This window comes from Streptomyces sp. NBC_01497, assembly GCF_036250695.1.
GTDB lineage: Bacteria > Actinomycetota > Actinomycetes > Streptomycetales > Streptomycetaceae > Streptomyces.
The window spans coordinates 5,524,026-5,543,975 of record NZ_CP109427.1; the positions used below are offsets into that span (position 1 = coordinate 5,524,026).

Consider the following 19,950-nt stretch of genomic DNA (forward strand, 5'->3'; position numbering starts at 1 on the left):
GGGTGAGGCGGCCGCCGCGGGCTCGGGCCGCTCAGGTGCGACGGCCCCGGTTGCCGGGACGGCTCGTGACCCAGGCGCGGATCGTGTCCGCGAACCAGTAGGGCTTGCCGTTCTCGACGTGGTCGGGCGGCGGGAGCAGTCCGTGCTTGCGGTACGAGCGGACGGTGTCCGGTTGGACGCGGATGTGTGCGGCGATCTCCTTGTAGGACCAGAGCCTGGTGTCGGTCATATGGGTCCGCGCCTTCCTGTGCGCATCGCAGCGCCGGTCCTGACGGCCGACGGGGGGTCTGCGGCGCGATCGGCCGGCTGATCACCGAGCCTGTGCCCATTCACGTACGGAGCGTGACGGGGTGTCGATGCCTGTCGCCCGCCTGTTGCCCGAAACCCGCGTAACCGAGATATCCGTGACCAATAGTCAACTTTTTTGACAGAAACGGTTCTGTGCGGTGGAATACGACGGACGTCAACTCTTGCGACAAAAAGGCAGTCGTTGTAGTGAAGCGGTCCGGCGTGGGCTGACGGCGCCGAGGGACAAGGGGAGACGCACAGGGGCGACGGTGAAGCGCCAGAACGGCGCGCGACGGCACGGCTGCGGCACGAGGGCGCGAGGGCGTCGGCCCGAGGCGGCGGGGACACCGGGAAGGCCCCGCCCGGGCGAGGGGAGAGGGGAGGAGGCGGAGTCGGGGTGGAGGAGAAAAGGGCGGCCGGCGGCGCCGGCGCTCAGACCCCGCAGCCGCGCAGGAAGCGGCGCGTGCGGCGCGCGATCGGCAGCGGGCGGTCCGGCTCGCACGGGTACATGTCCTGCTCGACGATCGCGAAGAGATCCACCCCGAGCCTGCCCGCCGCCGCGAGCACCGGCTCCAGCGCGGGCACTCCGGTCGGCGGTTCGCACATGACCCCGCGCGCCACGGCCGGCCCGAAGGGCAGCTCCCGCGCCATCACGTCCGCCAGTACGCGCGGGTCCACCTGCTTCAGGTGCAGGTAGCCGATGCGCTCGCCGTACGTCTCGATCAGCTCGACACTGTCGCCGCCGCAGTAGGCGTAGTGCCCGGTGTCGAGGCAGAGCGACACGGCGGCCGGGTCCGTGGCGTCCAGGAAACGCGTCACGTTGCGCGCGGTGTCGATGTGGGTGTCCGCGTGCGGGTGGACGACGATCCGCAGGCCGTAGCGCTCCCGCACCTCGCGGCCCAGACGCTCCGTCAGGGACGTCAGGTCGCGCCACTGCGCCGCCGTCAGGGTGCGGTCCTCCCGTACCTCGCCCGTCTTGTCGTCCCGCCAGAACGCGGGGATGACGACCAGGTGCTCCGCTCCGGTCGCCCGGGTCAGCTCGGCGATGGCGGCCACATGCTCCCAGGTCGCGTCCCACACGGCCGGGCCGTGGTGCAGCCCCGTGAAGACGGTGCCCGCCGACACCCGCAGGCCGCGCCGCGCCGTCTCGTCCATCAGGCGGCCGGGATCGCTGGGCAGATAGCCGTACGGTCCGAGTTCGATCCACTCGTAACCGGCCTCCGCGACCTCGTCGAGGAAGCGCTCCCAGGGAACCTGCCGGGGGTCGTCGGGGAACCACACCCCCCACGAGTCGGGGGCCGAACCGACCCGGATGCGCGGTGACGACGACGGCGACGGCGATGGCGACGACGGAGACGAGGGCGCTGAGAAGGCCATGGCGGCCAGCTTTCCGGCCGTCCGGAAGCGGTGTCAAGACAACGTCCGAATGTCAGGACATAGCGTTGACAGGTCTTCACGCGGCGCAGTAGACAGGTGCCGACCTCCGCGAGGAGGGTCGGCGTGCTGCGCCGCGGGTGAGGCGCGGGCGCGAGGCAGGTCCGAGAGAGGCGGAGGGACAAGACCCATGGACTCCGGGCCGTACGACGTGATCACGATGGGCCGGATCGGGGTGGACCTGTATCCGCTGCGGACCGGGGTGTCCCTGGCGGACGTGGACAGCTTCGCCCGCTTCCTCGGCGGCTCGGCGGCGAACGTCGCCGTCGCGGGGGCGAGGCTCGGGCTGCGCACCGCCGTCGTCACCCGTACCGGCGCGGACCCGTTCGGCGCCTATCTGCACCGGCAGCTGCGGGAGTTCGGGGTCGACGACCGGTGGGTCGCACCGGTCGAGGAGTACCAGACGCCGATCACTTTCTGCGAGCTCTTCCCGCCCGACGACTTCCCGCTGTACTTCTATCGCCGGCCCAAGGCGCCCGACCTGGTGATCCACCCCCATGAGCTCGATCTCGACGCGATCCGGGCCGCCCGCATCTTCTGGATGACGGGCACGGGTCTGTGCGCCGAGCCCAGCCGGAGCGCGACCCTGGCGGCGCTCAGGGCCCGCGCGCGAGGCGGCGTCACGGTCTTCGACCTCGACTGGCGGCCGATGTTCTGGGACGAGGACCCGCGTGCGGCGTACGCGGCGGCTCTCGCGCAGGCGACGGTCGCGGTGGGCAACCTGGACGAGTGCGAGACGGCGGTCGGCGAGCGTGAACCGCACGCGGCGGCCCGCGCGCTGCTGGCGGCGGGTCCGGAGCTGGCCGTAGTCAAACAGGGCCCCAAGGGCGTCCTGGCCGTCCACCGCGACGGTACGACGGCCGAGGTGGCGCCGGTCCCCGTCGACGTGGTCAACGGCCTGGGCGCGGGCGACGCGTTCGGCGGGGCGCTCTGCCGGGGACTGCTCGCCGGCTGGCCGCTGGAGCGCACCATGCGGTACGCGAACGCGGCGGGCGCCGTCGTAGCGTCGCGGCTCGCCTGCTCGTCGGCGATGCCGTACGCCCGGGAGGTCGAGCAGGTGGCGGCGGGCGGGCCGGTCCCGCCGGAACGGGAGCCCGGACTCGGGCCCGCGAGGTCCGAGGACGGGCCGGGAGCCCAGGGGCCCGCAGCGAGCGGAGGCCGTCGGTGAGCGCCGAGCGGGTCGATGTCGCGGCCCTCGCGCGGCTGCGGGCGCACCGCCCCGAGGCCGTCGCCGAGGCAGCGGCCCGCCGCTCACGCAGGCCGTTGGTCGGCGCGTCCGGACGGCTCATGATCATCGCGGCCGACCATCCCGCGCGCGGCGCGCTCGGTGTCGGCGGCGACCCGCTCGCCATGGCCAACCGCGCCGATCTGCTGACGCGGCTGTGCACCGCGCTGTCCCGGCCCGGGGTGGACGGCGTACTGGGGACCGCCGACATCCTGGAGGACCTGCTCCTGCTGGGTGCCCTGGAGGACAAGGTCGCCGTCGGCTCCATGAACCGCGGCGGTCTCGCGGGCGCCTCCTTCGAACTGGACGACCGCTTCACCGGGTACCGCGCCGAGGACCTGGCAGCCGCCGGCTTCGACGCGGGCAAGCTGCTCCTGCGCGTCGACTACGCCGACACGGGCACCGGTTCCGTCGAGACGCTGCTGTCCGCCGCGCGCGCCGTGGACGCGATGGCGGCGCGCCGGCTGCCGGTGTTCGTGGAGCCGTTCCTCTGCGGCAGGGGCACGGACGGCCGGCTCCGCACCGACCTGAGCGCCTCGGCCGTCATCCGGTCCATCGCGATAGCGTCCGGGCTCGCCGGGACCTCCGCGTACACCTGGCTCAAGCTGCCCGTCACCGAGGACCCCGACGACATGGCACGGGTCATGGAGACCTCCACGCTGCCGGCCGTGCTGCTCGGTGGTGAGATCGGGGACGACCAGGAGGGTACGTACGAGAAGTGGCGCGGTGCCCTGCGGCTGCCGACGGTGCAGGGGCTCGTCGTCGGCCGGTCGCTGCTGTACCCGGCGGACGGCGACGTCATCACGGCGGTGGACACGGCCGTGGGGCTGCTGTGACGGGGCTGCGGGCACGGCCGGGCCCCGGGGGGCCCGCACGCCGCGCGGCCGACGGCACGGGCAGCGGACGGCCGGCGGGAAGTGGCGGGAAGTGGCGGGCGAGCGGAACGGCTGAGCACGGCGCCGGGAACAGCGGGCGAGCGGAACGGCTGATGACGGGGCCGGGAACAGCGGGCGGCGGGAAGCCGCCTCGGGGTCCGGCAGACGGCGGAGCGGGGTAGGGAGAGACGTATGGCGACACGAGCACGGCGGGATGCCCCCGCCCAGGACCCCACCCGGGGCTCGCGCGGCCCCGGGGCGCCGGCATCCGACGGCCGCGGCCTCCATGTCCGGGCGGGTGAGGCCGCCGCGGGCCCCTACGCGCTCGACATCGGGCCGGAGCGCGCCGGGTGGACGTACTGCTCGCTGCGCGTCCTCGACCTGCCGCCCGGCGGCAGCCACGTCCTCGACACCGGCGACAGCGAGTGGATCGTGCTGCCGCTCACCGGCGGCTGTACGGTGCGCACGGAGGGTCGGACCTTCGAACTCCACGGCCGCGACGGGGTGTTCGGCGATGTCACCGACTTCGCCTATCTCCCGCGTGACGGCCACGCCCAGATCGCCTCCGGTGCGGGGGGCCGGTTCGCTTTGGCAGGAGCGAAGTGCGAGCGACGACTCCCCGCTCGCTACGGCCCCGCGCCGGAGGTTCCCGTGGAGTTGCGCGGCGCGGGCATGTGCTCGCGCCAGGTCAACAACTTCGCGGCTGCCGACGTCTTCCCGTGCGACCGGCTCATCGCGGTGGAGGTGCTGACACCGGGCGGGAACTGGTCGTCGTACCCGCCGCACAAGCACGACGAGCACCGGCCGGGCGCCGAGTCGGTGCTGGAGGAGATCTACTACTTCGAGATCGGCGGGCGCGGGGGGACCGATGGCCGGGACACCTGCGAGATCGGCGCGGACGGCGGCGGCGCGGACGACGCCGTCGGCTACCACCGGGTCTCCCCGTCCCGGCCCGGCGGCAGCGACGTCCTCGCCGAGGTGCGCGGCGGTGACGCCGTCCTCATCCCCGACGGCTGGCACGGCCCGTCCATCGCGGCGCCCGGCCGCGCCCTGTACTACCTGAACGTCATGGCGGGGCCCGGGGCCCGCGAGTGGCTGATCAGCGATCATCCCGAGCACCGCTGGGTCAGGGACACCTGGCCGGGACAGGCGACGGACCCGCGCCTGCCGTTCCGCGGTGCGGACGCGCCCCGTACGGCGGGCACCGCCGCCACGGACGCCGACGGCCCCGCCGCCACCCGCCCCGCCGTGGACGGCGGCGGCCCGGTCCGAGGGAATTCCTGATGGGCACCGCAACGCGCCGGCTCACCGTCGCCCAGGCACTGATCACTTTTCTGAGCCGCCAGTACACCGAGCGGGACGGCGAACGCCACCGCCTGATCGACGCCGTGTGGGGGATCTTCGGCCACGGCAACGTCGCGGGCGTGGGACAGGCGCTCGTCGAGGCCGACGGCGCCATGCGTTACGTCCAGGGGCGCAGCGAACAGGCCATGGTGCACGCCGCCGTCGGCTACGCCCGGCAGAGCGGCCGGCTCTCCGCGCAGGCGGTCACCACGTCCATCGGTCCCGGTGCCACCAACCTCGTCACCGGCGCGGCGCTCGCGACCGTCAACCGGCTGCCGGTGCTGCTGCTGCCGGGCGACACGTTCGCCACCCGGCCCGCCGACCCGGTGCTGCAGCAGCTCGAAGTACGGGCGTCCGGTGACGTGTCCGTCAACGACGCGCTGCGCCCGGTCTCCGCGTACTTCGACCGCATCGTCCGGCCCGAGGCGCTCGTCCCCGCCGCGCTCGCCGCGATGCGGGTCCTCACCGACCCGGCCGAGACGGGTGCCGTGACGCTCGCGCTGCCCCAGGACGTGCAGGTCGAGGCGTACGACTGGCCCGCGGAGTTCTTCGCGCAGCGGGTGTGGCGGGTACGCCGTCAGGCGCCGGACCGGCACGAACTCGCCGACGCCGTGGGCCTCGTACGCTCCGCGCGCAGGCCGCTGCTCGTGGCGGGCGGTGGGGTGCACCACAGCCGCGCCGAGGAGGCGCTCGCCGTGTTCGCGGAGAGAACCGGCATCCCCGTCGCGTCCACTCAGGCGGGCAAGGGATCGCTCGCCCACGACCATCCCCGTGATGTCGGCGGCATCGGCCACACCGGCACGGCGACGGCCGACGAACTCGCCCGCGCCGCCGACCTGGTGATCGGTGTCGGCACCCGGTGGTCGGACTTCTCGACGGCGTCGGCGACGCTGTTCGCGAACCCGGACGTCCGCTTCCTCAATCTGAACGTGACGGGCTTCGACGCGCACAAGCTCGCCGCGCACCCGCTGGTCGGCGACGCGCGCACCGCCCTCGAAGGGCTCACGGCGCAGCTCGCCGGCCACCGGGTCGAGCCCGCGTACGAGGCGGCGTACGGGGAGGCGAAGGAACACTGGGAGGCGCGCGTCACCGCCGCCTTCGCCGCCCCCGACGCGCTGGCGCGGCCCACGCAGGGGCAGGTGGTCGGAGCGCTCGACGCGCTGGTGACGGCCGACGACATCATCATCAACGCGGCCGGATCCCTCCCCGGTGACCTGCACAAACTGTGGCGGGCCCGGGCGCGGGACCAATACCACGTCGAGTACGGCTACTCCTGCATGGGGTACGAGATCCCGGCGGCGATCGGCGTGCTGATGGCGGAGCCCCGGCGCCCGGTGTGGGCACTCGTCGGCGACGGGACGTACCTGATGAACCCCACCGAGATCGTCACGGCGGTGCAGGAGAGGCTGCCGCTGAAACTGGTCATCCTCCAAAACCACGGGTACGCCTCGATCGGCGGCCTGTCGGAGTCCGTCGGCTCGGAGGGCTACGGCACCGCGTACCGCTTCCGTACGGGCGGGGCGGCCGGCGCCGCCGCGGGCGGGTCCGACCGCCGGGCCGGGACGTACACGGGCGATCCGCTGCCGGTCGACCTCGCCGCGAACGCGGCAGCGCTCGGAATGCGGGTGCTGCGCGCGAAGACGGTACGTGACCTGCGGGAAGCGCTCGCGCTCGCGCGGGCAGCCGACGCCCCCACATGTGTCTATGTGGAGACCGAAACGCCCGACACTGTGTCCGCCGTCCCGCCCGCGCAGGCGTGGTGGGATGTACCTGTCGCCGAGACGGCGGGCCGTCCGGCCGCCGTCGAGGCGCGCGAGGTGTACGACAGGAACCGGGCCGCCCGCCGCCGCCACCTGTGAGCGCGCACCGGTCCCTGGGCCGTGGTGCGCGAACCGCCGGCCCGCAGCCGGTGGCCGCGTCCGGGGCCGCTTGAAGTGAGCCACGATCCGTGAGCCGCGATCCCTGAAGGAGATCCCGCCGATGAAGACCGTGAACCACTGGATCGGTGGCAAGGCCGCCGAGGGGCCCTCCGCCCGGTACGGCGACGTCACCGACCCGGCGACCGGCGAGGTCACCACGCGGGTCGCCTTCGCGTCCGCCGAGGACGTGGACGCGGCCGTCGCCTCCGCCAGCGCCGCGTACGCGACCTGGGGCACGTCCTCCCTCGCCCAGCGCACGGCGGTCCTCTTCCGCTACCGCGCCCTGCTCGACGCGCGCCGTGACGACATCGCCGCGCTGATCACGGCGGAACACGGCAAGGTCCACTCCGACGCGCTCGGCGAGGTCGCGCGCGGACTGGAGATCGTCGAGCTGGCGTGCGGGATCACGACCGCCCTCAAGGGCGAGCTGTCGACCCAGGTCTCCAGCCGGGTGGACGTGTCGTCGATCCGGCAGCCGCTCGGGGTCGTCGCGGGCATCACGCCGTTCAACTTCCCGGCGATGGTGCCGATGTGGATGTTCCCGGTGGCGATCGCCTGCGGGAACACCTTCGTACTGAAGCCGAGCGAGAAGGACCCCTCGGCGTCGGTCCTGCTCGCCGAGCTGGCGGCCGAGGCAGGCCTGCCGGACGGTGTGCTGAACGTCCTGCACGGGGACAAGGTCGCGGTCGACGGTCTGCTCGGACACCCGGACGTGGCGGCCGTCTCGTTCGTCGGCTCCACACCGATCGCGCGGTACATCCACGCCACGGCGACGGCCGCCGGCAAGCGCGTTCAGGCCCTGGGCGGGGCGAAGAACCACATGCTGGTGCTGCCCGACGCGGACCTCGACGCGGCGGCGGACGCGGCCGTGTCGGCGGCGTACGGCTCGGCGGGCGAGCGGTGCATGGCCATCTCGGCGGTCGTGACGGTCGGTCCGGCCGCCGACGAGCTGGTCTCGAAGATCGTCGAACGGGCGAAGAACATCATCATCGGCCCCGGCAACGACCCCGCCTCGGAGATGGGCCCGCTGATCACGAGGGCCCACCGGGACAAGGTCGCGGGCTATGTGAGCGGTGCCGCCGCGCAGGGCGCGGACGTGGTCCTGGACGGTACCGGCCACACGGTCGACGGCTTCGAGAACGGCCACTGGATCGGCCTGTCGCTGCTCGACAAGGTGTCCACGGACTCCGACGCGTACCGCGACGAGATCTTCGGACCGGTGCTGTGCGTGCTGCGGACACAGACGTACGAGGAGGCCATCGCGCTCATCAACGCGTCCCCGTACGGCAACGGCACCGCCATCTTCACGAGGGACGGCGGCGCGGCCCGCCGCTTCCAACTGGAGGTGGAGGCAGGCATGGTCGGCGTGAATGTGCCGATTCCGGTGCCGGTGGGCTACCACTCGTTCGGCGGCTGGAAGGACTCGCTGTTCGGGGACCACCACGTCTACGGCAACGACGGCGTCCACTTCTACACGCGCGGCAAGGTCGTCACGACGCGCTGGCCGGACCCGTCCGAGACCCCGGCGGGTGTCGACCTGGGCTTCCCGAGCGAGCGCCACTAGGCAGTGCCCGCGCGGTGGCCCACACGCTCCCGGGCCACCGCGGCGCGGGACCGGGGCCGTCCCCCCGGTCCCGGTCCCGGTCCGATGCCGTCGCCGTTGTCGTTGTCCGCGGGGCCCGCGGGCCGGTCGCGGCCGTGACGCCGGCGCCGGGCCTGGCGGATGGGCGGATCGATCCGGCGGATCACCGGCGGCTGGCCCCCGCACCCCGGCGCCGCCCCCGGCGAACCCGCCGCCCCGGCGAACCCGCCGCCCCGGCGAACCCGCCGCCCCGGCGAACCCGCCGCCCCACCGAACCCGCCGCTCCGACAGGCCCGTTGAGCGTCCTCCCGGCGACCTGTGTCACGTGCCTGCCGGCCGGCCGGCCCGGAACCGGCCCGGGTCGTGGCCGCGCTGCCCCGGCCCGGGAGGGGCGACGCGGACTGCGGACAGCGGACGGGACGGGGGACGGGAACAGCGGCGGGCCGGGGACAGCGGCGGGGCCGCGCCGAATCGTGGTCCACCTGATCGGGGAGTACGTCCGCCGTGACGCCGTGACGCCGGGCCCGCCGTGCCCGTCCGCCCGTGGTGTCACCGACGCGCAAAGCGGTTCTTCCTGCGGCAAACCGGGTCGTTTCTTCGGTAGCCTCGGCTGGCCTCACCCCTCACCCTCCATCGGCCCCGCCCCGGGAGCCCTGGGGACGCCGCACCGGGGCCCCGCCTCCACCGTCCCGTCCCGCTTCGGTCTCCTCGTACGAAAGGGCCCCCGCTCCCATGACGCACCCCACCTCGTCCCCCGCGCTCGGCGTGCACTCCGAGGTCGGGCGGCTGCGCAAGGTCCTTGTCTGTGAGCCCGGCCTCGCCCACCGCAGGCTCACCCCGACCAATGCGGAAGACCTCCTCTTCGACGACGTGATGTGGGTGGAGAATGCCCAGCGCGACCACGCCGACTTCGTGTCCAAGCTGCGCGCCCGGGGCATCGACGTGGTCGAACTGCATGACGTGCTCGCCCGGACCATGGCCCTGCCTGAGGCCAGGTCCTGGCTCCTCGACCGGAAGATCGTGCCCAACGAGGTGGGGCTCGGCCTCGTGGACGGCACCCGCGCGTACCTGGAGTCGCTGGAGCCGCGCACCCTCGCCGAGTTCCTGATCGGCGGGCTGGCCGCGGCGGACCTGCCCGACCCGTACCGGACGCCCTTCGCCGCGCTCGTACGGGAGTCGACGGGCGGCCGCGAATACCTGATGCCGCCGCTGCCCAACACCCTCTACACGCGCGACACCACGTGCTGGCTGTACGGCGGTGTGACCCTCAACCCCCTTTTCTGGCCCGCGCGGCACGACGAGACGCTGCTCATGGCAGCCGTCTACCGCTTCCATCCCGACTTCGCGGGCTCCACGGTGTGGTGGGGCGACCCCGAAGCCGACTGGGGGCAGGCGACGTTCGAGGGTGGCGACGTCATGCCCGTCGGCAACGGCGTGGTCCTGATGGGCATGAGCGAGCGCACCTCGCGTCAGGCCCTCACCCAGGTGGCGGCGGCCCTGTTCCAGGCCGGCGCGGCCGAACACGTCGTCGTCGCGGGCATGCCGAGGCTGCGCTCCGCCATGCACCTGGACACCGTCTTCACCTTCGCCGACCGCGACATCGTCAGCCTGTACCCGAAGATCATGGACAGCGTCCACACCTTCTCGCTGCGCCCGAGCGATCGCGCGTCCGGTCTCGACATCACCGACGAGGGGACGACACCGTTCGTGAGCGTCGTCGCCAGGGCCCTGGGCCTGCGGGAACTACGGGTCGTGGAGACCGGCGGCGGCGTGTACGCCTCCGAGCGCCAGCAGTGGGACAGCGGCAACAACGCCGTGGCCGTGGAGCCCGGCGTCGTCTTCACCTACGACCGCAACACGCAGACGAACGCCCTCCTGCGGAAAGCCGGGGTCGAGGTGGTCACCATCGTCGGCGCCGAACTCGGCCGGGGGCGCGGTGGCGGCCACTGCATGACCTGTCCGCTGATCCGCGACCCCGTCTCCTACTGACCGCGGCCGGCCCGGGCACGGCGTGCGGGGCTTCGCCGGTGCCGGGGGCCGCGGTTCAACCCCTCGCCCCTCGCCCCCCGGCTCCCGGTAGGGTGCGTCCGTCCGGGAGAAGGCACGGCCGGTACGAGCGGGGGTCCGCGTGGAGGTGACGCGTCGCCGGGTGCTGCTCCTGGACGCGGCTCCGGGCGAACTGCTGGACCGGGAGTTGGAGCGGTTCCTCGGCCACGGCCTGGCCGTCACGCTGAACCTGGCGCGGGTTGCCGACCCGGCAGCGGCCCGCGCGGCCTGGGACGGCCGGGTGGCGTTCACCGACTTCGACCCGTTCGACGAGCCGGCGCTGATCGCGGCGACCGTGGGCGGTGGCGCCGGCCACCACGCCGTCAAGTCGCGCGCCGGGGTGCCCCTGAGCGCCGCGTTCCTCAGGGCCGCCACCGGGTCCGCGCTGCCCCGGCCGCTCCGGGTGATCGGCCGGGCAGGGGCGGGCACCGACCACGTCGACACGGCCGCGGCGGCCCGGCACAGCGTCACCGTCACCCACACCCCGGGATCCAACGCGAGCGCCGTCGCGGAGTTCGCACTGGCCCAGCTGCTTGCCCTGACCCGAGGGCTCGTCGCGCTCAATGAGAGCTCGCACAGCGGCTCTTGGGGCTCGCCCGGCTCCTCGGTGCGGGGGCTCGCGGAACTGACCCTGGGGATCGTCGGACTGGGCAGGACCGGCCGGGCCCTGGCCGAGCGGGCGGGCGCGCTGGGCCTGGCGGTCCTGGCCCTCCAGCGGGGCGGGACCGCGACCACGGGCGCGGGGGTGCCGGTGGCCCGGCCAGGGTCGCTCGCGGACCTGCTGGCCGCGAGTGACGTGGTCTCGCTGCACGTTCCGCTCACGCGGGCGACCAGGAACCTGATCGGCGCCGGGGAACTGGCCCTGATGCGGCCCGGATCGATCCTGCTGAACACCGCGCGGGGCGGGATCGTGGACGAGCGGGCGCTGGCCGACGCGCTGGCCGACCCGGCCCACCCGCTCGCGGCGGCGGCCGTCGACACCTTCGCGCACGAGCACGCGGCATTCGCCTCGCCCCTCTTCGGCCTGCCGAACGCGCTGCTGACCCCGCACGTCGCGGGCATGACACGAGACGCCATGGCCACGGCCGCGCTCCGCTGCGCGGATCACATCGCGGCGCTGCTGGCCGGGCGCCCGGACGGCGTGCCTGTCGTGACCGACTGACCCGTGTCCCCGGCGTGTGCGGCTGACCGGCTGAGCAGCTGACCGGCTGTGTGCTGACCGGTCCTGCGGGCCGCGCTGCCCCGGATCCCAGCCGCCTCAGGACGGCGGGGGCGGCTCAACGCGCCGCGTCCCCGCCGTGCCGGTTCCCGTGCGGGTCGCGGTCGTGGTGGACCGTGTCCTCGGTGTCCTCGGTGTCCTCGGTGTCCTCGGTGTCCTTGGTGTCCTCGAAGGTCCAGGCGAGGATCGCCGAGGGGCCTTCGTCGCGCGCGCCCGCCGAGAGGTACGTCGCGAGGGCGGCCGCGTTGCCGGTGTCCGTGCCCACCCACATGCCGTAGCAGCCGCGCTCGCGGGCGACGGCGGCCAGCGCCGCTGTGAGGGCGCGGCCGATTCCCGCGCGACGGTACGGCTCGGCGACCTCCAGCTCGTAGAGCGCCATTTCGACGCCTTTGTCCGGGTGGATCATCTCGATGCCGGTCACAAAGCCCACCGGGGTGCCCTCGCCCACCCGGTCCAGGTACGCGAGGAGCATCACGTGCCCCTCGGCGGCGAGGAAGCGGCGGGCCCAGGCGTCACGGACGGTGTTGTCGAACAGGTACTCCGCGGCGATGAGCTGGGCGACGTTCGTCGCCGTGCGGAGGGAGAGACCGGTCGGCAAGGGACACCTCTCTGTGTGCCGGAACGCGTACGGGACAGGAGCCAGGCTCCCCCGGAACGAGACCTGCCGCGGGGAGGCGGCGCCCTGGACGGCTCCCCGGGTCCGGGCGGCCGGTGGGCTCAGGGCATGACCCGTCGTCACTGTCAGTGGTGGCGCTTAGAGTTCGGGCATGGAGATCCGCATCCCGTGGCCGCCCCGGCCGCACGCGCGCTGGACCGCGGTGCTGGCTGTGCTCGTCGTGCTCGTCGGCGCCGGGACCTGGACGGCAGTCGCCGCGTCGGGCGGCGGTGCGCCCGCTGTGCACCGCACGGACCGGTTCATGGACATGCCGGGGGCGCGGATCGACACGTCGTACTTCGTCGCCGACACCGGCCCGGGCGGCGGCGCGGGCGGGCGGCGGCCCGCCGTGCTGCTGGCGCACGGGTTCGGCGGCAGCAAGGACGACGTGCGGGGTGAGGCGGAGACCCTCGCCCGCGACGGGTACGCGGTGCTGACGTGGTCGTCACGCGGCTTCGGCAGGTCGACGGGCAGGATCGGGCTCAACGACCCGGCGTACGAGGTGAAGGACGTCTCCCGGATGATCGACTGGCTGGCCCGGCAGCCGCAGGTCCGGCTCGACGGGCCGGGCGATCCGCGCGTCGGTGTCACGGGCGCCTCCTACGGCGGAGCCGTCTCGCTGCTCGCCGCCGGGTATGACAAGCGGGTCGACGCGATCGCGCCCGAGATCACGTACTGGAACCTCGCGGACGCGCTCATGCCGGACGGGGTCTTCAAGAAGCTGTGGGCGGGGATCTTCTTCTCCACGGGCGGCGGTTGCGGCCGCTTCGAGACGAGCCTGTGCGAGCTGTACGACCGGGTCGCCGTCTCCGGCACCCCGACCGCGGCGGACCGGGCGCTGCTGGAGAAGCGCAGCCCCTCGGCCGTCGCCGACCGCATCGACGTGCCGTCGCTGATCGTGCAGGGGCAGACGGACTCGCTCTTCCCGCTCGGCCAGGCCGACGCGATGGCGAAGGCGATCGGGCACAACGGCGCCCCGGTGGCGGTCGACTGGACGGCGGGCGGCCACGACGGTGGCGACCAGGAGACCGACCGGGTGCAGGGACGGGTCGCCGGCTGGTTCGACCACTACCTGAAGGGTGACAAGGGCGCGTCCACCGGCCCGGCGTTCCGGGTCAGCCGCACGGGCGGGATCGACGCCACGGACGGCGCGACGCAACTGCGGGGTGCCGAAGCCGACCGCTATCCGGGTCTTGAGGGCGACCCGACGCGGGTGGCACTGGCCGGCGGACCGCAGACGTTCGCGAACCCGGCGGGCGGCAGTCCGCCCGCCATCTCCGCCGTGCCGGGGCTCGGCGGACTCGGCGCGTTCGCGTCGGGGGCGGGCGGCGGTTCCGGCGGCGGCTCCTCGGACGCGGACGCCGATTCGGGCGGTTCGGACTCGGGGGCAGGCGGTTCGTCGGGCTCCGACAGCGGGTCCGGGAGCGCCGTGAGCGGGCTGGCCGCCGCCGGGCTCGGGCTGTCCCTCGACTTCCCCGGCCAGTACGCGCAGTTCCTCTCCGCCCCGCTCGCCCGTTCCCTGCGGATCACCGGGTCCCCGACGCTGCGCGTCCGGGTCTCCTCCTCCACCGGGCGGGCGGTCCTCTTCGGCAAGGTGTACGACGTGGGTCCCGGCGGCGCCCAACAGGTGCTGCCCTCCCAGCTCGTGACCCCCCTGCGTGTCGAGGGCGCGCACGGCGGCCGGACGATCGAGGTCACGATGCCCGCCGTCGACCACCAGGTCGCGGCGGGGCACCGGCTGAGGGTCGTCCTCGCGGCCACGGACCTCGGGTACGCGTCGCCCGCGACCCCGGCCGTGTACCAGGTCTCCCTCGCGGGCGGCGGGATCTCGGTGCCCACCGACCCTGCCCTGGCGACCGGATCCGCCGCACTGCCCTGGTGGGTGTGGGGCCTGCCGCTCGCGGGCCTGGCCGTCGGCGCGGCGCTGCTGGTCACCGCGCGGCGCCGGTCCGCCGCACCGCCGCCCGAGCCGGCCCTCGCGGAGGTCCCGCTCCTGATCACGGGCCTGACGAAGCGGTACGCGAGGTCGGCCGACCGGTACGCGGTGCGCGACCTGTCCTTCCGGGTGGAGAAGGGCCAGGTGCTCGGCCTGCTCGGGCCCAACGGAGCGGGCAAGACCACCACGCTGCGCATGCTCATGGGACTCATCGGCCCGGACGCGGGCGAGATCCGGATCTTCGGGCACGCGGTGCGGCCGGGAGCGCCGGTGCTGTCGCGGGTCGGCTCGTTCGTCGAGGGCGCGGGATTCCTGCCGCACCTGACGGGCCGGGCCAATCTGGAGCTGTACTGGCGCGCCACCGGCCGCCCGGCCGCGGACGCCCACATCGAGGAGGCGCTGGAGATCGCGGGCCTCGGGGACGCCCTGGCCCGCGCCGTGCGCACGTACTCGCAGGGCATGCGGCAGCGGCTCGCGATCGCCCAGGCCATGCTGGGACTGCCGGATCTGCTGATCCTGGACGAGCCGACGAACGGCCTCGACCCGCCGCAGATCCGTGAGATGCGGGACGTGATGATCACGTACGCGGCCGCGGGGCGCACGGTCATCGTCTCCAGCCATCTGCTGTCCGAGGTCGAGCAGTCCTGCACGCACCTGGTCGTCATGCACCGCGGCCGGCTGGTCCAGGCGGGGCCCGTGGCGGAGCTCACCGGGGCCGGGGACACGCTCCTGGTGGGAACCGAGGACGAGATGCCCGCCTCGGTGGTCGCCCACGTCGCGGCCCTGCCCGGGGTCGCGTCCGCGGTGCGCACGGACACCGGCCTGCTCGTGCGACTCGACGGTGCGACGACGAACGCGCTCCTCGCCGAGCTGCTGCGACGGGGCGTACGGCTGACGGGCGTCGGCCCCCACCGGCGGCTGGAGGACGCGTTCCTCACGCTCATCTCCGACGGAGGCGCCGCCGGCGCCGCCGGCGCCGAACCCGTCACCGAAGTACCCGAGTCCGTCGCCCCAGGAGGTTCCGCATGAGTGCGCTCACCGAGTCCGCGGCCGGGTACCGCGCCCGGCGTACCCTCCCCGTCCGCGTCGAGTCCGTACGGCAGTTGAAGCGGCGGCGGACGCTCGCGATGGGGCTGGTACTCGGCCTGCTGCCATTCGTCCTCGTCGCGGCGTTCGCCATCGGCGGCACGCCGGGCGGGGCGAGCGGCCGGATCACGCTGATGGACACGGCGACCCGGTCGGGCGCCAACTTCGCGGCGACGGCGCTGTTCGTGTCGGCGGGATTCCTGCTGGTCGTCCCGGTCGCCCTGTTCTGCGGGGACACCGTGGCGTCGGAGGCGAGCTGGTCGTCGCTGCGCTATCTCCTCGCGGCTCCCGTGCCCCGGGCCCGGCTGCTGGTCAGCAAACTGATCGTCGCCCTGTGGATGAGCGCGGCGGCGATCGTGCTGCTGCCGCTCGTGGCACTCGCCGTCGGCACGGCGGCCTACGGCTGGGGCCCCCTGGAGCTGCCCACCGGCGGATCGCTGTCCACGAGCGAGGCGCTGCCCCGGCTCGCACTGGTGGTCGCGTTCGTGTTCCTGTCCCAACTCGTGACGGCCGGGCTGGCGTTCTGGCTCTCCACGAAGACGGACGCGCCGCTGGGCGCGGTGGGCGGGGCAGTGGGTCTCACGATCATCGGCAATGTGCTCGACGCGGTGACCGCACTCGGCGACTGGCGCCAGTTCCTGCCCGCGCACTGGCAGTTCGCCTGGATCGACGCCCTCCAGCCGGGGCTTGAGTGGTCGGGCATGCTCAAGGGGTCCGCGGTGTCGGTCGCGTACGCACTGGTGCTGTTCGCGCTGGCCTTCCGGGGGTTCGCCCGCAAGGACATCGTGTCGTAGGACGCGGGGAGGGTGCGCGGGCGAGCCATCCCCCGTGCGCGTCGCCGGACGGTGCGTGGGACCGGAGTACGGGCGGTACCCCCGTGGCTCCTGGGGCCCGGCCCCGCGCGCGGCCCGCTCAGGCCGAGGCGCGGTTCAGGCGGCGCACCCTGATGTCGTTCAGCGCCTGTTGCTCCGCCGCCATCGTGCGCAGCCCGATGGACACCCGCCGGGCATCGACCCCGTCCGGGTCCGCCACCGGGAACGGCCTGCCGAGCGGGGTGTAGCGGGTGCCGTAGGTCTGGGGTCTGCCCAGTTCGACCGCGCAGTGGTCCGTCGCGTAGGCGGCGTGGATGGGCGGGCACTGCCCGCGCTCGACCGCGCTCGTGATCAGGTCGCGGCCCGTCAGCTGCAGCGGCAGGTCGTCGGCGTGCAGCAGGATCATCAGGGCGGCCGTGGACGCCTCGGCGCCGACGAGGGCCGCGGTCGGCCAGCCGTGCTCCTCGACGATCTCCGCGAGGGCCGCCGCGTTCGCCGTACGGCAGCGGGCGAGCCGCCTGCGCTGCAGGGCGCCTGGCAGCCGGTGCGCGGCCACCGTCAGCGTGCTGTCCTGTGCGACGCGGTCCACCAGTTCGCGGGCGAGCCCCGCGATTCCGTCGGGCCCCTCGGGTCCTTCGGTCGGGTCCGGATCATCCGCCACGTACGCCGCGTCGGCCACGTACGCCGCGTCGGCCGGGTACGCCGCGTCGGCCGGGTACGCCGCGTCGGCCGGGCGCGGCGCCGGCCGCGCGGGCCGGGCCTCCGCGCGGTCCGCCCGGGTCGCCTCACGCACCCTGCGCCCCTGGCCGCTCCCGATGCCACCCGTACGCCACAGGTCCCGGCACTGCCCGTCCCCACCCTTCACCGTTCGGTTCTCCCGGACGGGGTGGTGGCGAGGCAGACGCTCGCCCAGACCGTACGGCCCCGTCCGGTGCCGTCCGTCTCGCTGCCCCAGGCCCGCGCGACCTTGTCCACCAGGAACATCCCGTGCCCGGTGGGCGGTGCGCCGACGGCCGGGCCCTCGTCCCGTACCTCCACGCGCACGCCGCGGGCGAAGACCCGCGCCGTGCAGCTCACGACGGAACTCTCGGTCCGGAGAACGGCGTTGGTGACCAGTTCGGACACGACGAGTTCCGCCATGTCCCGCACCTCGTGCGGCAGGTCGCCGTCCCGCAACTGCGCGCGGAGCAGGTGCCGTGCCACGGCGACCGAGTCGGGCCGGCGGGGGAGTGCGTGCGTGTACGCGGCCGGGAGGCCCTCCATCAGCTCGACCGGGGCCGACAACTCCAACGGCCGCGCGGCGCGTTGCTGGTGTGCCACCTGTTCCTTGATGCGAGCCACGCGCTCACTATGCGCGCTGACTCGGTCACGCCGCAACCGACTGTCTGATAATTTCAGCGTGCTCGTCGACGCTATGGATAGCGCACGGAGCACCTGTCAGACTCATTCGAGTGAGGTGGTGTCAGGTGGTGACGACGTGGTGAGTGATGCCCGGTCCGGGGTCCCGGCGGTCTCGGGCTCGTCGGGTAACGGCAGTTCGCCGACCGTCCTGCGCATCGTCCTCGGGAAGCGGCTGCTCGCGCTGCGCGAGAGGGCCGGCGTGTCCCGCGAGGCGGCGGCGGAGGTTCTCGACGTGACCCCGCTGACGATCCGCCGGATGGAGAACTCCGAGGTCGGGTTCAAACTCCCCTACGTGCGGCTCCTGCTGGGGATGTACGGGGTGACGGGGGGCGAGGCCGAGCAGTTCACCGAGCTGGTGAAGGATGCCAACCGGCCTGGCTGGTGGCACCGTTACCGCGATGCCGTGCCCGGCTGGTTCAGCGGCTATGTGAGCCTGGAGGACGAGGCCAGCCTCATCAGGACGTACGAACCCCACTACATCCCGGGACTCCTGCAGACGGAGGAGTACGCGCGCGGAGTGCTGGGGGCCGGTGCCCCGAGGAGCGGCGCGGAGCTCGACCGGCGGGTGGCGCTGCGCGTCAAGCGGCAGCAGCTGCTGACGAAGTCGGGGGCGCCGATGCTGTGGATCCTCATGGAGGAATCCGTTCTGCGGCGGCCCGTCGGCGAGTCGCCGGACGTGATGAGGGCGCAGGTGGACCATCTGCTCGACACGACGGCGATGCCCAATGTGACGCTGCAGCTCATGCCGTTCACGATCGGCCCGCACCTGGGGGCGTTCGGGCCGTTCCACCTGTTCCGCTTCGACCTCACGGAGCTCCCGGACATCGTCTACACCGAGAACCTGACGGGCGCGGTCTACCTCGACCGGCGCCCGGACTCCTCCGCCTATCTCGAAGTGCTCGACAACCTCTCGGCCCGGGCGGCCTCGGTGCACGAGACGAGAGCCTTCCTCCAGAACATACGCAAGGAGCTCTAATGCAGGAGATCTACAACGGCATGCCGGCGGCCGAACTGGGCGCGGAAGGCTGGGAGAAGCCCTGGAGCGGTCCGAACGGCGGCAGTTGCGTCGAGGCGAAGAAACTCGGGGAGGGCCGCGTGGCGGTCCGTCAGTCCACGGATCAGTCCGGTCCGGCGCTGATTTGTTCCGACGATGCCATGGCGTGCTTCGTCGAAGGCGCGAAGAATGGCCTCGCCGACTTCCTCCTGTAGGCGTACCACCGAGGCATGACCGAGAAACGGACGGACCAGGATGACGGACCTCGATCAGGTGTCGCTCGACGACATCGACACCAGCAAGCCGCACCCGGCACGCATGTACGACTTCTACCTCCAGGGGAAGGACTACTACGAGGCCGACGAGGTTGCCGGGAACAAGGTCCTTGAGGTCTTCCCGACCATCAAGGTCACGGCCCGGGTGAACCGTTCGTTCATGCACCGCGCCACGCGGTACCTGGCCACCGAGGCCGGCATCCGGCAGTTCCTGGACATAGGGACGGGCATCCCGACCCGTCCCAACCTCCACCAGGTGGCGCAGGAGGCCGCCCCCGACTCCCGTGTCGTGTATGCGGATTACGACCCGGTCGTGCTGCGGCACGCCGAGGCACTGATGCGCAGCACACCCGAGGGCCGCACGACCTACATCCAGGCGGACGCGCGCCGGCCCGAATCCATCATCGAGAGCGCCGAGTTGCACGAGACGATCGACCTGTCGCAGCCGGTGGGCCTGTCGCTCAACGCGCTGCTGCACTTCGTCCCGGACGAGAACAAGCCGTACGAGATCGTGCGGTATCTCCTCGACCAGCTGTGCCCGGGGAGCTACCTGGCGATTTCCCACTGCACCGCGGACTTCGCCCCCGCGATGTGGGCGGGCGTGGCGGAGGTCTACCACCGGGGCGGCATTCCGCTCCAGTTGCGCTCCCGCGACGAGGTGGCCGAGTTCTTCGAAGGCCTCGACCTGGTCGAGCCCGGGCTGGTGACGCCGCACCACTGGCACCCGGACGGCGTCACGGTCCCGGGCACCTCCGACGAGGCGGTGTCGATGTACGCGGCGCTGGCCCGCAAGCGGTAGCGGGCGGCAGGTTCGGGCGGCACCCCTCCACAGCCCACTGTTCCGGCGGGCCCCCGGATG

17 protein-coding genes are annotated in these 19,950 nt (G+C 73.4%); 12 read left to right on the plus strand and 5 right to left on the minus strand.

What is annotated here, in order from left to right:
* Positions 1-31: 31 nt before the first annotated feature.
* Complete coding sequence (locus OG310_RS23255; protein WP_329457807.1) at positions 32-229, minus strand: helix-turn-helix transcriptional regulator; 198 nt, start codon at positions 227-229, stop codon at positions 32-34.
* A 491-nt stretch (positions 230-720) separates the two neighbouring features.
* On the minus strand, positions 721-1,665 hold the full coding sequence (locus OG310_RS23260) for a sugar phosphate isomerase/epimerase family protein (protein WP_329457808.1): 945 nt from the start codon (positions 1,663-1,665) through the stop codon (positions 721-723).
* A 187-nt stretch (positions 1,666-1,852) separates the two neighbouring features.
* Here OG310_RS23260 and iolC point away from each other — a divergent pair, with 187 nt between their 5' ends.
* From iolC to OG310_RS23295, 7 genes are all read left to right on the plus strand, one after another.
* A complete protein-coding gene (gene iolC, locus OG310_RS23265) occupies positions 1,853-2,890 on the plus strand; it encodes a 5-dehydro-2-deoxygluconokinase (RefSeq protein WP_329457809.1) in 1,038 nt (345 codons plus the stop codon).
* Positions 2,887-3,783 carry a Cgl0159 family (beta/alpha)8-fold protein gene (locus OG310_RS23270; RefSeq protein ID WP_329457810.1) on the plus strand — a complete coding sequence of 299 codons (897 nt, stop codon included), beginning with the start codon at positions 2,887-2,889 and terminating at the stop codon, positions 3,781-3,783. Before iolC ends, OG310_RS23270 begins: the two co-directional genes overlap by 4 nt.
* 231 nt (positions 3,784-4,014) lie before the next feature.
* Positions 4,015-5,106: a 5-deoxy-glucuronate isomerase gene (gene iolB / locus OG310_RS23275; RefSeq protein ID WP_329457811.1), complete on the plus strand. Its 1,092-nt coding sequence runs from the start codon at positions 4,015-4,017 to the stop codon at positions 5,104-5,106.
* Entirely contained in the window at positions 5,106-7,025 is a 1,920-nt protein-coding gene (gene iolD / locus OG310_RS23280) for a 3D-(3,5/4)-trihydroxycyclohexane-1,2-dione acylhydrolase (decyclizing) (protein WP_329457812.1), read from the plus strand. The genes iolB and iolD overlap by 1 nt, the downstream gene beginning before the upstream one ends.
* A 121-nt stretch (positions 7,026-7,146) precedes the next feature.
* Entirely contained in the window at positions 7,147-8,649 is a 1,503-nt protein-coding gene (locus OG310_RS23285; RefSeq protein WP_329457813.1) for a CoA-acylating methylmalonate-semialdehyde dehydrogenase, read from the plus strand.
* A 750-nt stretch (positions 8,650-9,399) separates the two neighbouring features.
* A complete protein-coding gene (locus OG310_RS23290; RefSeq protein ID WP_329457814.1) occupies positions 9,400-10,656 on the plus strand; it encodes an arginine deiminase in 1,257 nt (418 codons plus the stop codon).
* 139 nt (positions 10,657-10,795) lie between these two features.
* The gene (locus OG310_RS23295) at positions 10,796-11,875 is read left to right on the plus strand and encodes an NAD(P)-dependent oxidoreductase (RefSeq protein WP_329457815.1); all 1,080 of its coding nucleotides are present in this window, start codon (positions 10,796-10,798) and stop codon (positions 11,873-11,875) included.
* A gap of 115 nt (positions 11,876-11,990) precedes the next feature.
* Here OG310_RS23295 and OG310_RS23300 read toward each other — a convergent pair whose 3' ends face one another.
* Positions 11,991-12,530 carry a GNAT family N-acetyltransferase gene (locus tag OG310_RS23300; protein ID WP_329457816.1) on the minus strand — a complete coding sequence of 180 codons (540 nt, stop codon included), beginning with the start codon at positions 12,528-12,530 and terminating at the stop codon, positions 11,991-11,993.
* Between the two features lie 169 nt (positions 12,531-12,699).
* Here OG310_RS23300 and OG310_RS23305 point away from each other — a divergent pair, with 169 nt between their 5' ends.
* The gene (locus OG310_RS23305) at positions 12,700-15,552 is read left to right on the plus strand and encodes an alpha/beta fold hydrolase (protein ID WP_329457817.1); all 2,853 of its coding nucleotides are present in this window, start codon (positions 12,700-12,702) and stop codon (positions 15,550-15,552) included.
* Positions 15,549-16,403: an ABC transporter permease gene (locus OG310_RS23310; RefSeq protein ID WP_329457818.1), complete on the plus strand. Its 855-nt coding sequence runs from the start codon at positions 15,549-15,551 to the stop codon at positions 16,401-16,403. Before OG310_RS23305 ends, OG310_RS23310 begins: the two co-directional genes overlap by 4 nt.
* Before the next feature lie 118 nt (positions 16,404-16,521).
* Here the strand turns inward: OG310_RS23310 and OG310_RS23315 are convergent, their stop codons facing one another.
* Together OG310_RS23315 and OG310_RS23320 are read right to left on the minus strand one after the other, a co-directional pair.
* A complete protein-coding gene (locus OG310_RS23315; protein WP_329457819.1) occupies positions 16,522-17,214 on the minus strand; it encodes a DUF6624 domain-containing protein in 693 nt (230 codons plus the stop codon).
* A 68-nt stretch (positions 17,215-17,282) separates the two neighbouring features.
* Entirely contained in the window at positions 17,283-17,762 is a 480-nt protein-coding gene (locus tag OG310_RS23320) for an ATP-binding protein (protein WP_329457820.1), read from the minus strand.
* 139 nt (positions 17,763-17,901) lie between these two features.
* Between OG310_RS23320 and OG310_RS23325 the strand changes: the two genes are divergently transcribed.
* The 3 genes from OG310_RS23325 to OG310_RS23335 are packed head-to-tail and all read left to right on the plus strand — an operon-like array spanning position 17,902 to position 19,890.
* Positions 17,902-18,798 carry a helix-turn-helix domain-containing protein gene (locus OG310_RS23325; RefSeq protein WP_329457821.1) on the plus strand — a complete coding sequence of 299 codons (897 nt, stop codon included), beginning with the start codon at positions 17,902-17,904 and terminating at the stop codon, positions 18,796-18,798.
* The gene (locus tag OG310_RS23330; protein WP_329457822.1) at positions 18,798-19,031 is read left to right on the plus strand and encodes a DUF397 domain-containing protein; all 234 of its coding nucleotides are present in this window, start codon (positions 18,798-18,800) and stop codon (positions 19,029-19,031) included. The genes OG310_RS23325 and OG310_RS23330 overlap by 1 nt, the downstream gene beginning before the upstream one ends.
* Before the next feature lie 40 nt (positions 19,032-19,071).
* Positions 19,072-19,890: an SAM-dependent methyltransferase gene (locus OG310_RS23335; RefSeq protein ID WP_329457823.1), complete on the plus strand. Its 819-nt coding sequence runs from the start codon at positions 19,072-19,074 to the stop codon at positions 19,888-19,890.
* Positions 19,891-19,950: the final 60 nt, after the last annotated feature.

What these genes read in the sequence shown, in the direction of transcription:
- OG310_RS23255 (WP_329457807.1), bottom strand. Translation starts at nt 229, where the DNA reads ATGACCGACACCAGGCTCTGGTCCTACAAGGAGATCGCCGCACACATC.
- OG310_RS23260 (WP_329457808.1), bottom strand. Translation starts at nt 1,665, where the DNA reads ATGGCCTTCTCAGCGCCCTCGTCTCCGTCGTCGCCATCGCCGTCGCCG.
- iolC (WP_329457809.1), top strand. Translation starts at nt 1,853, where the DNA reads ATGGACTCCGGGCCGTACGACGTGATCACGATGGGCCGGATCGGGGTG.
- iolB (WP_329457811.1), top strand. Translation starts at nt 4,015, where the DNA reads ATGGCGACACGAGCACGGCGGGATGCCCCCGCCCAGGACCCCACCCGG.
- iolD (WP_329457812.1), top strand. Translation starts at nt 5,106, where the DNA reads ATGGGCACCGCAACGCGCCGGCTCACCGTCGCCCAGGCACTGATCACT.
- OG310_RS23285 (WP_329457813.1), top strand. Translation starts at nt 7,147, where the DNA reads ATGAAGACCGTGAACCACTGGATCGGTGGCAAGGCCGCCGAGGGGCCC.
- OG310_RS23290 (WP_329457814.1), top strand. Translation starts at nt 9,400, where the DNA reads ATGACGCACCCCACCTCGTCCCCCGCGCTCGGCGTGCACTCCGAGGTC.
- OG310_RS23305 (WP_329457817.1), top strand. Translation starts at nt 12,700, where the DNA reads ATGGAGATCCGCATCCCGTGGCCGCCCCGGCCGCACGCGCGCTGGACC.
- OG310_RS23310 (WP_329457818.1), top strand. Translation starts at nt 15,549, where the DNA reads ATGAGTGCGCTCACCGAGTCCGCGGCCGGGTACCGCGCCCGGCGTACC.
- OG310_RS23330 (WP_329457822.1), top strand. Translation starts at nt 18,798, where the DNA reads ATGCAGGAGATCTACAACGGCATGCCGGCGGCCGAACTGGGCGCGGAA.
- OG310_RS23335 (WP_329457823.1), top strand. Translation starts at nt 19,072, where the DNA reads ATGACGGACCTCGATCAGGTGTCGCTCGACGACATCGACACCAGCAAG.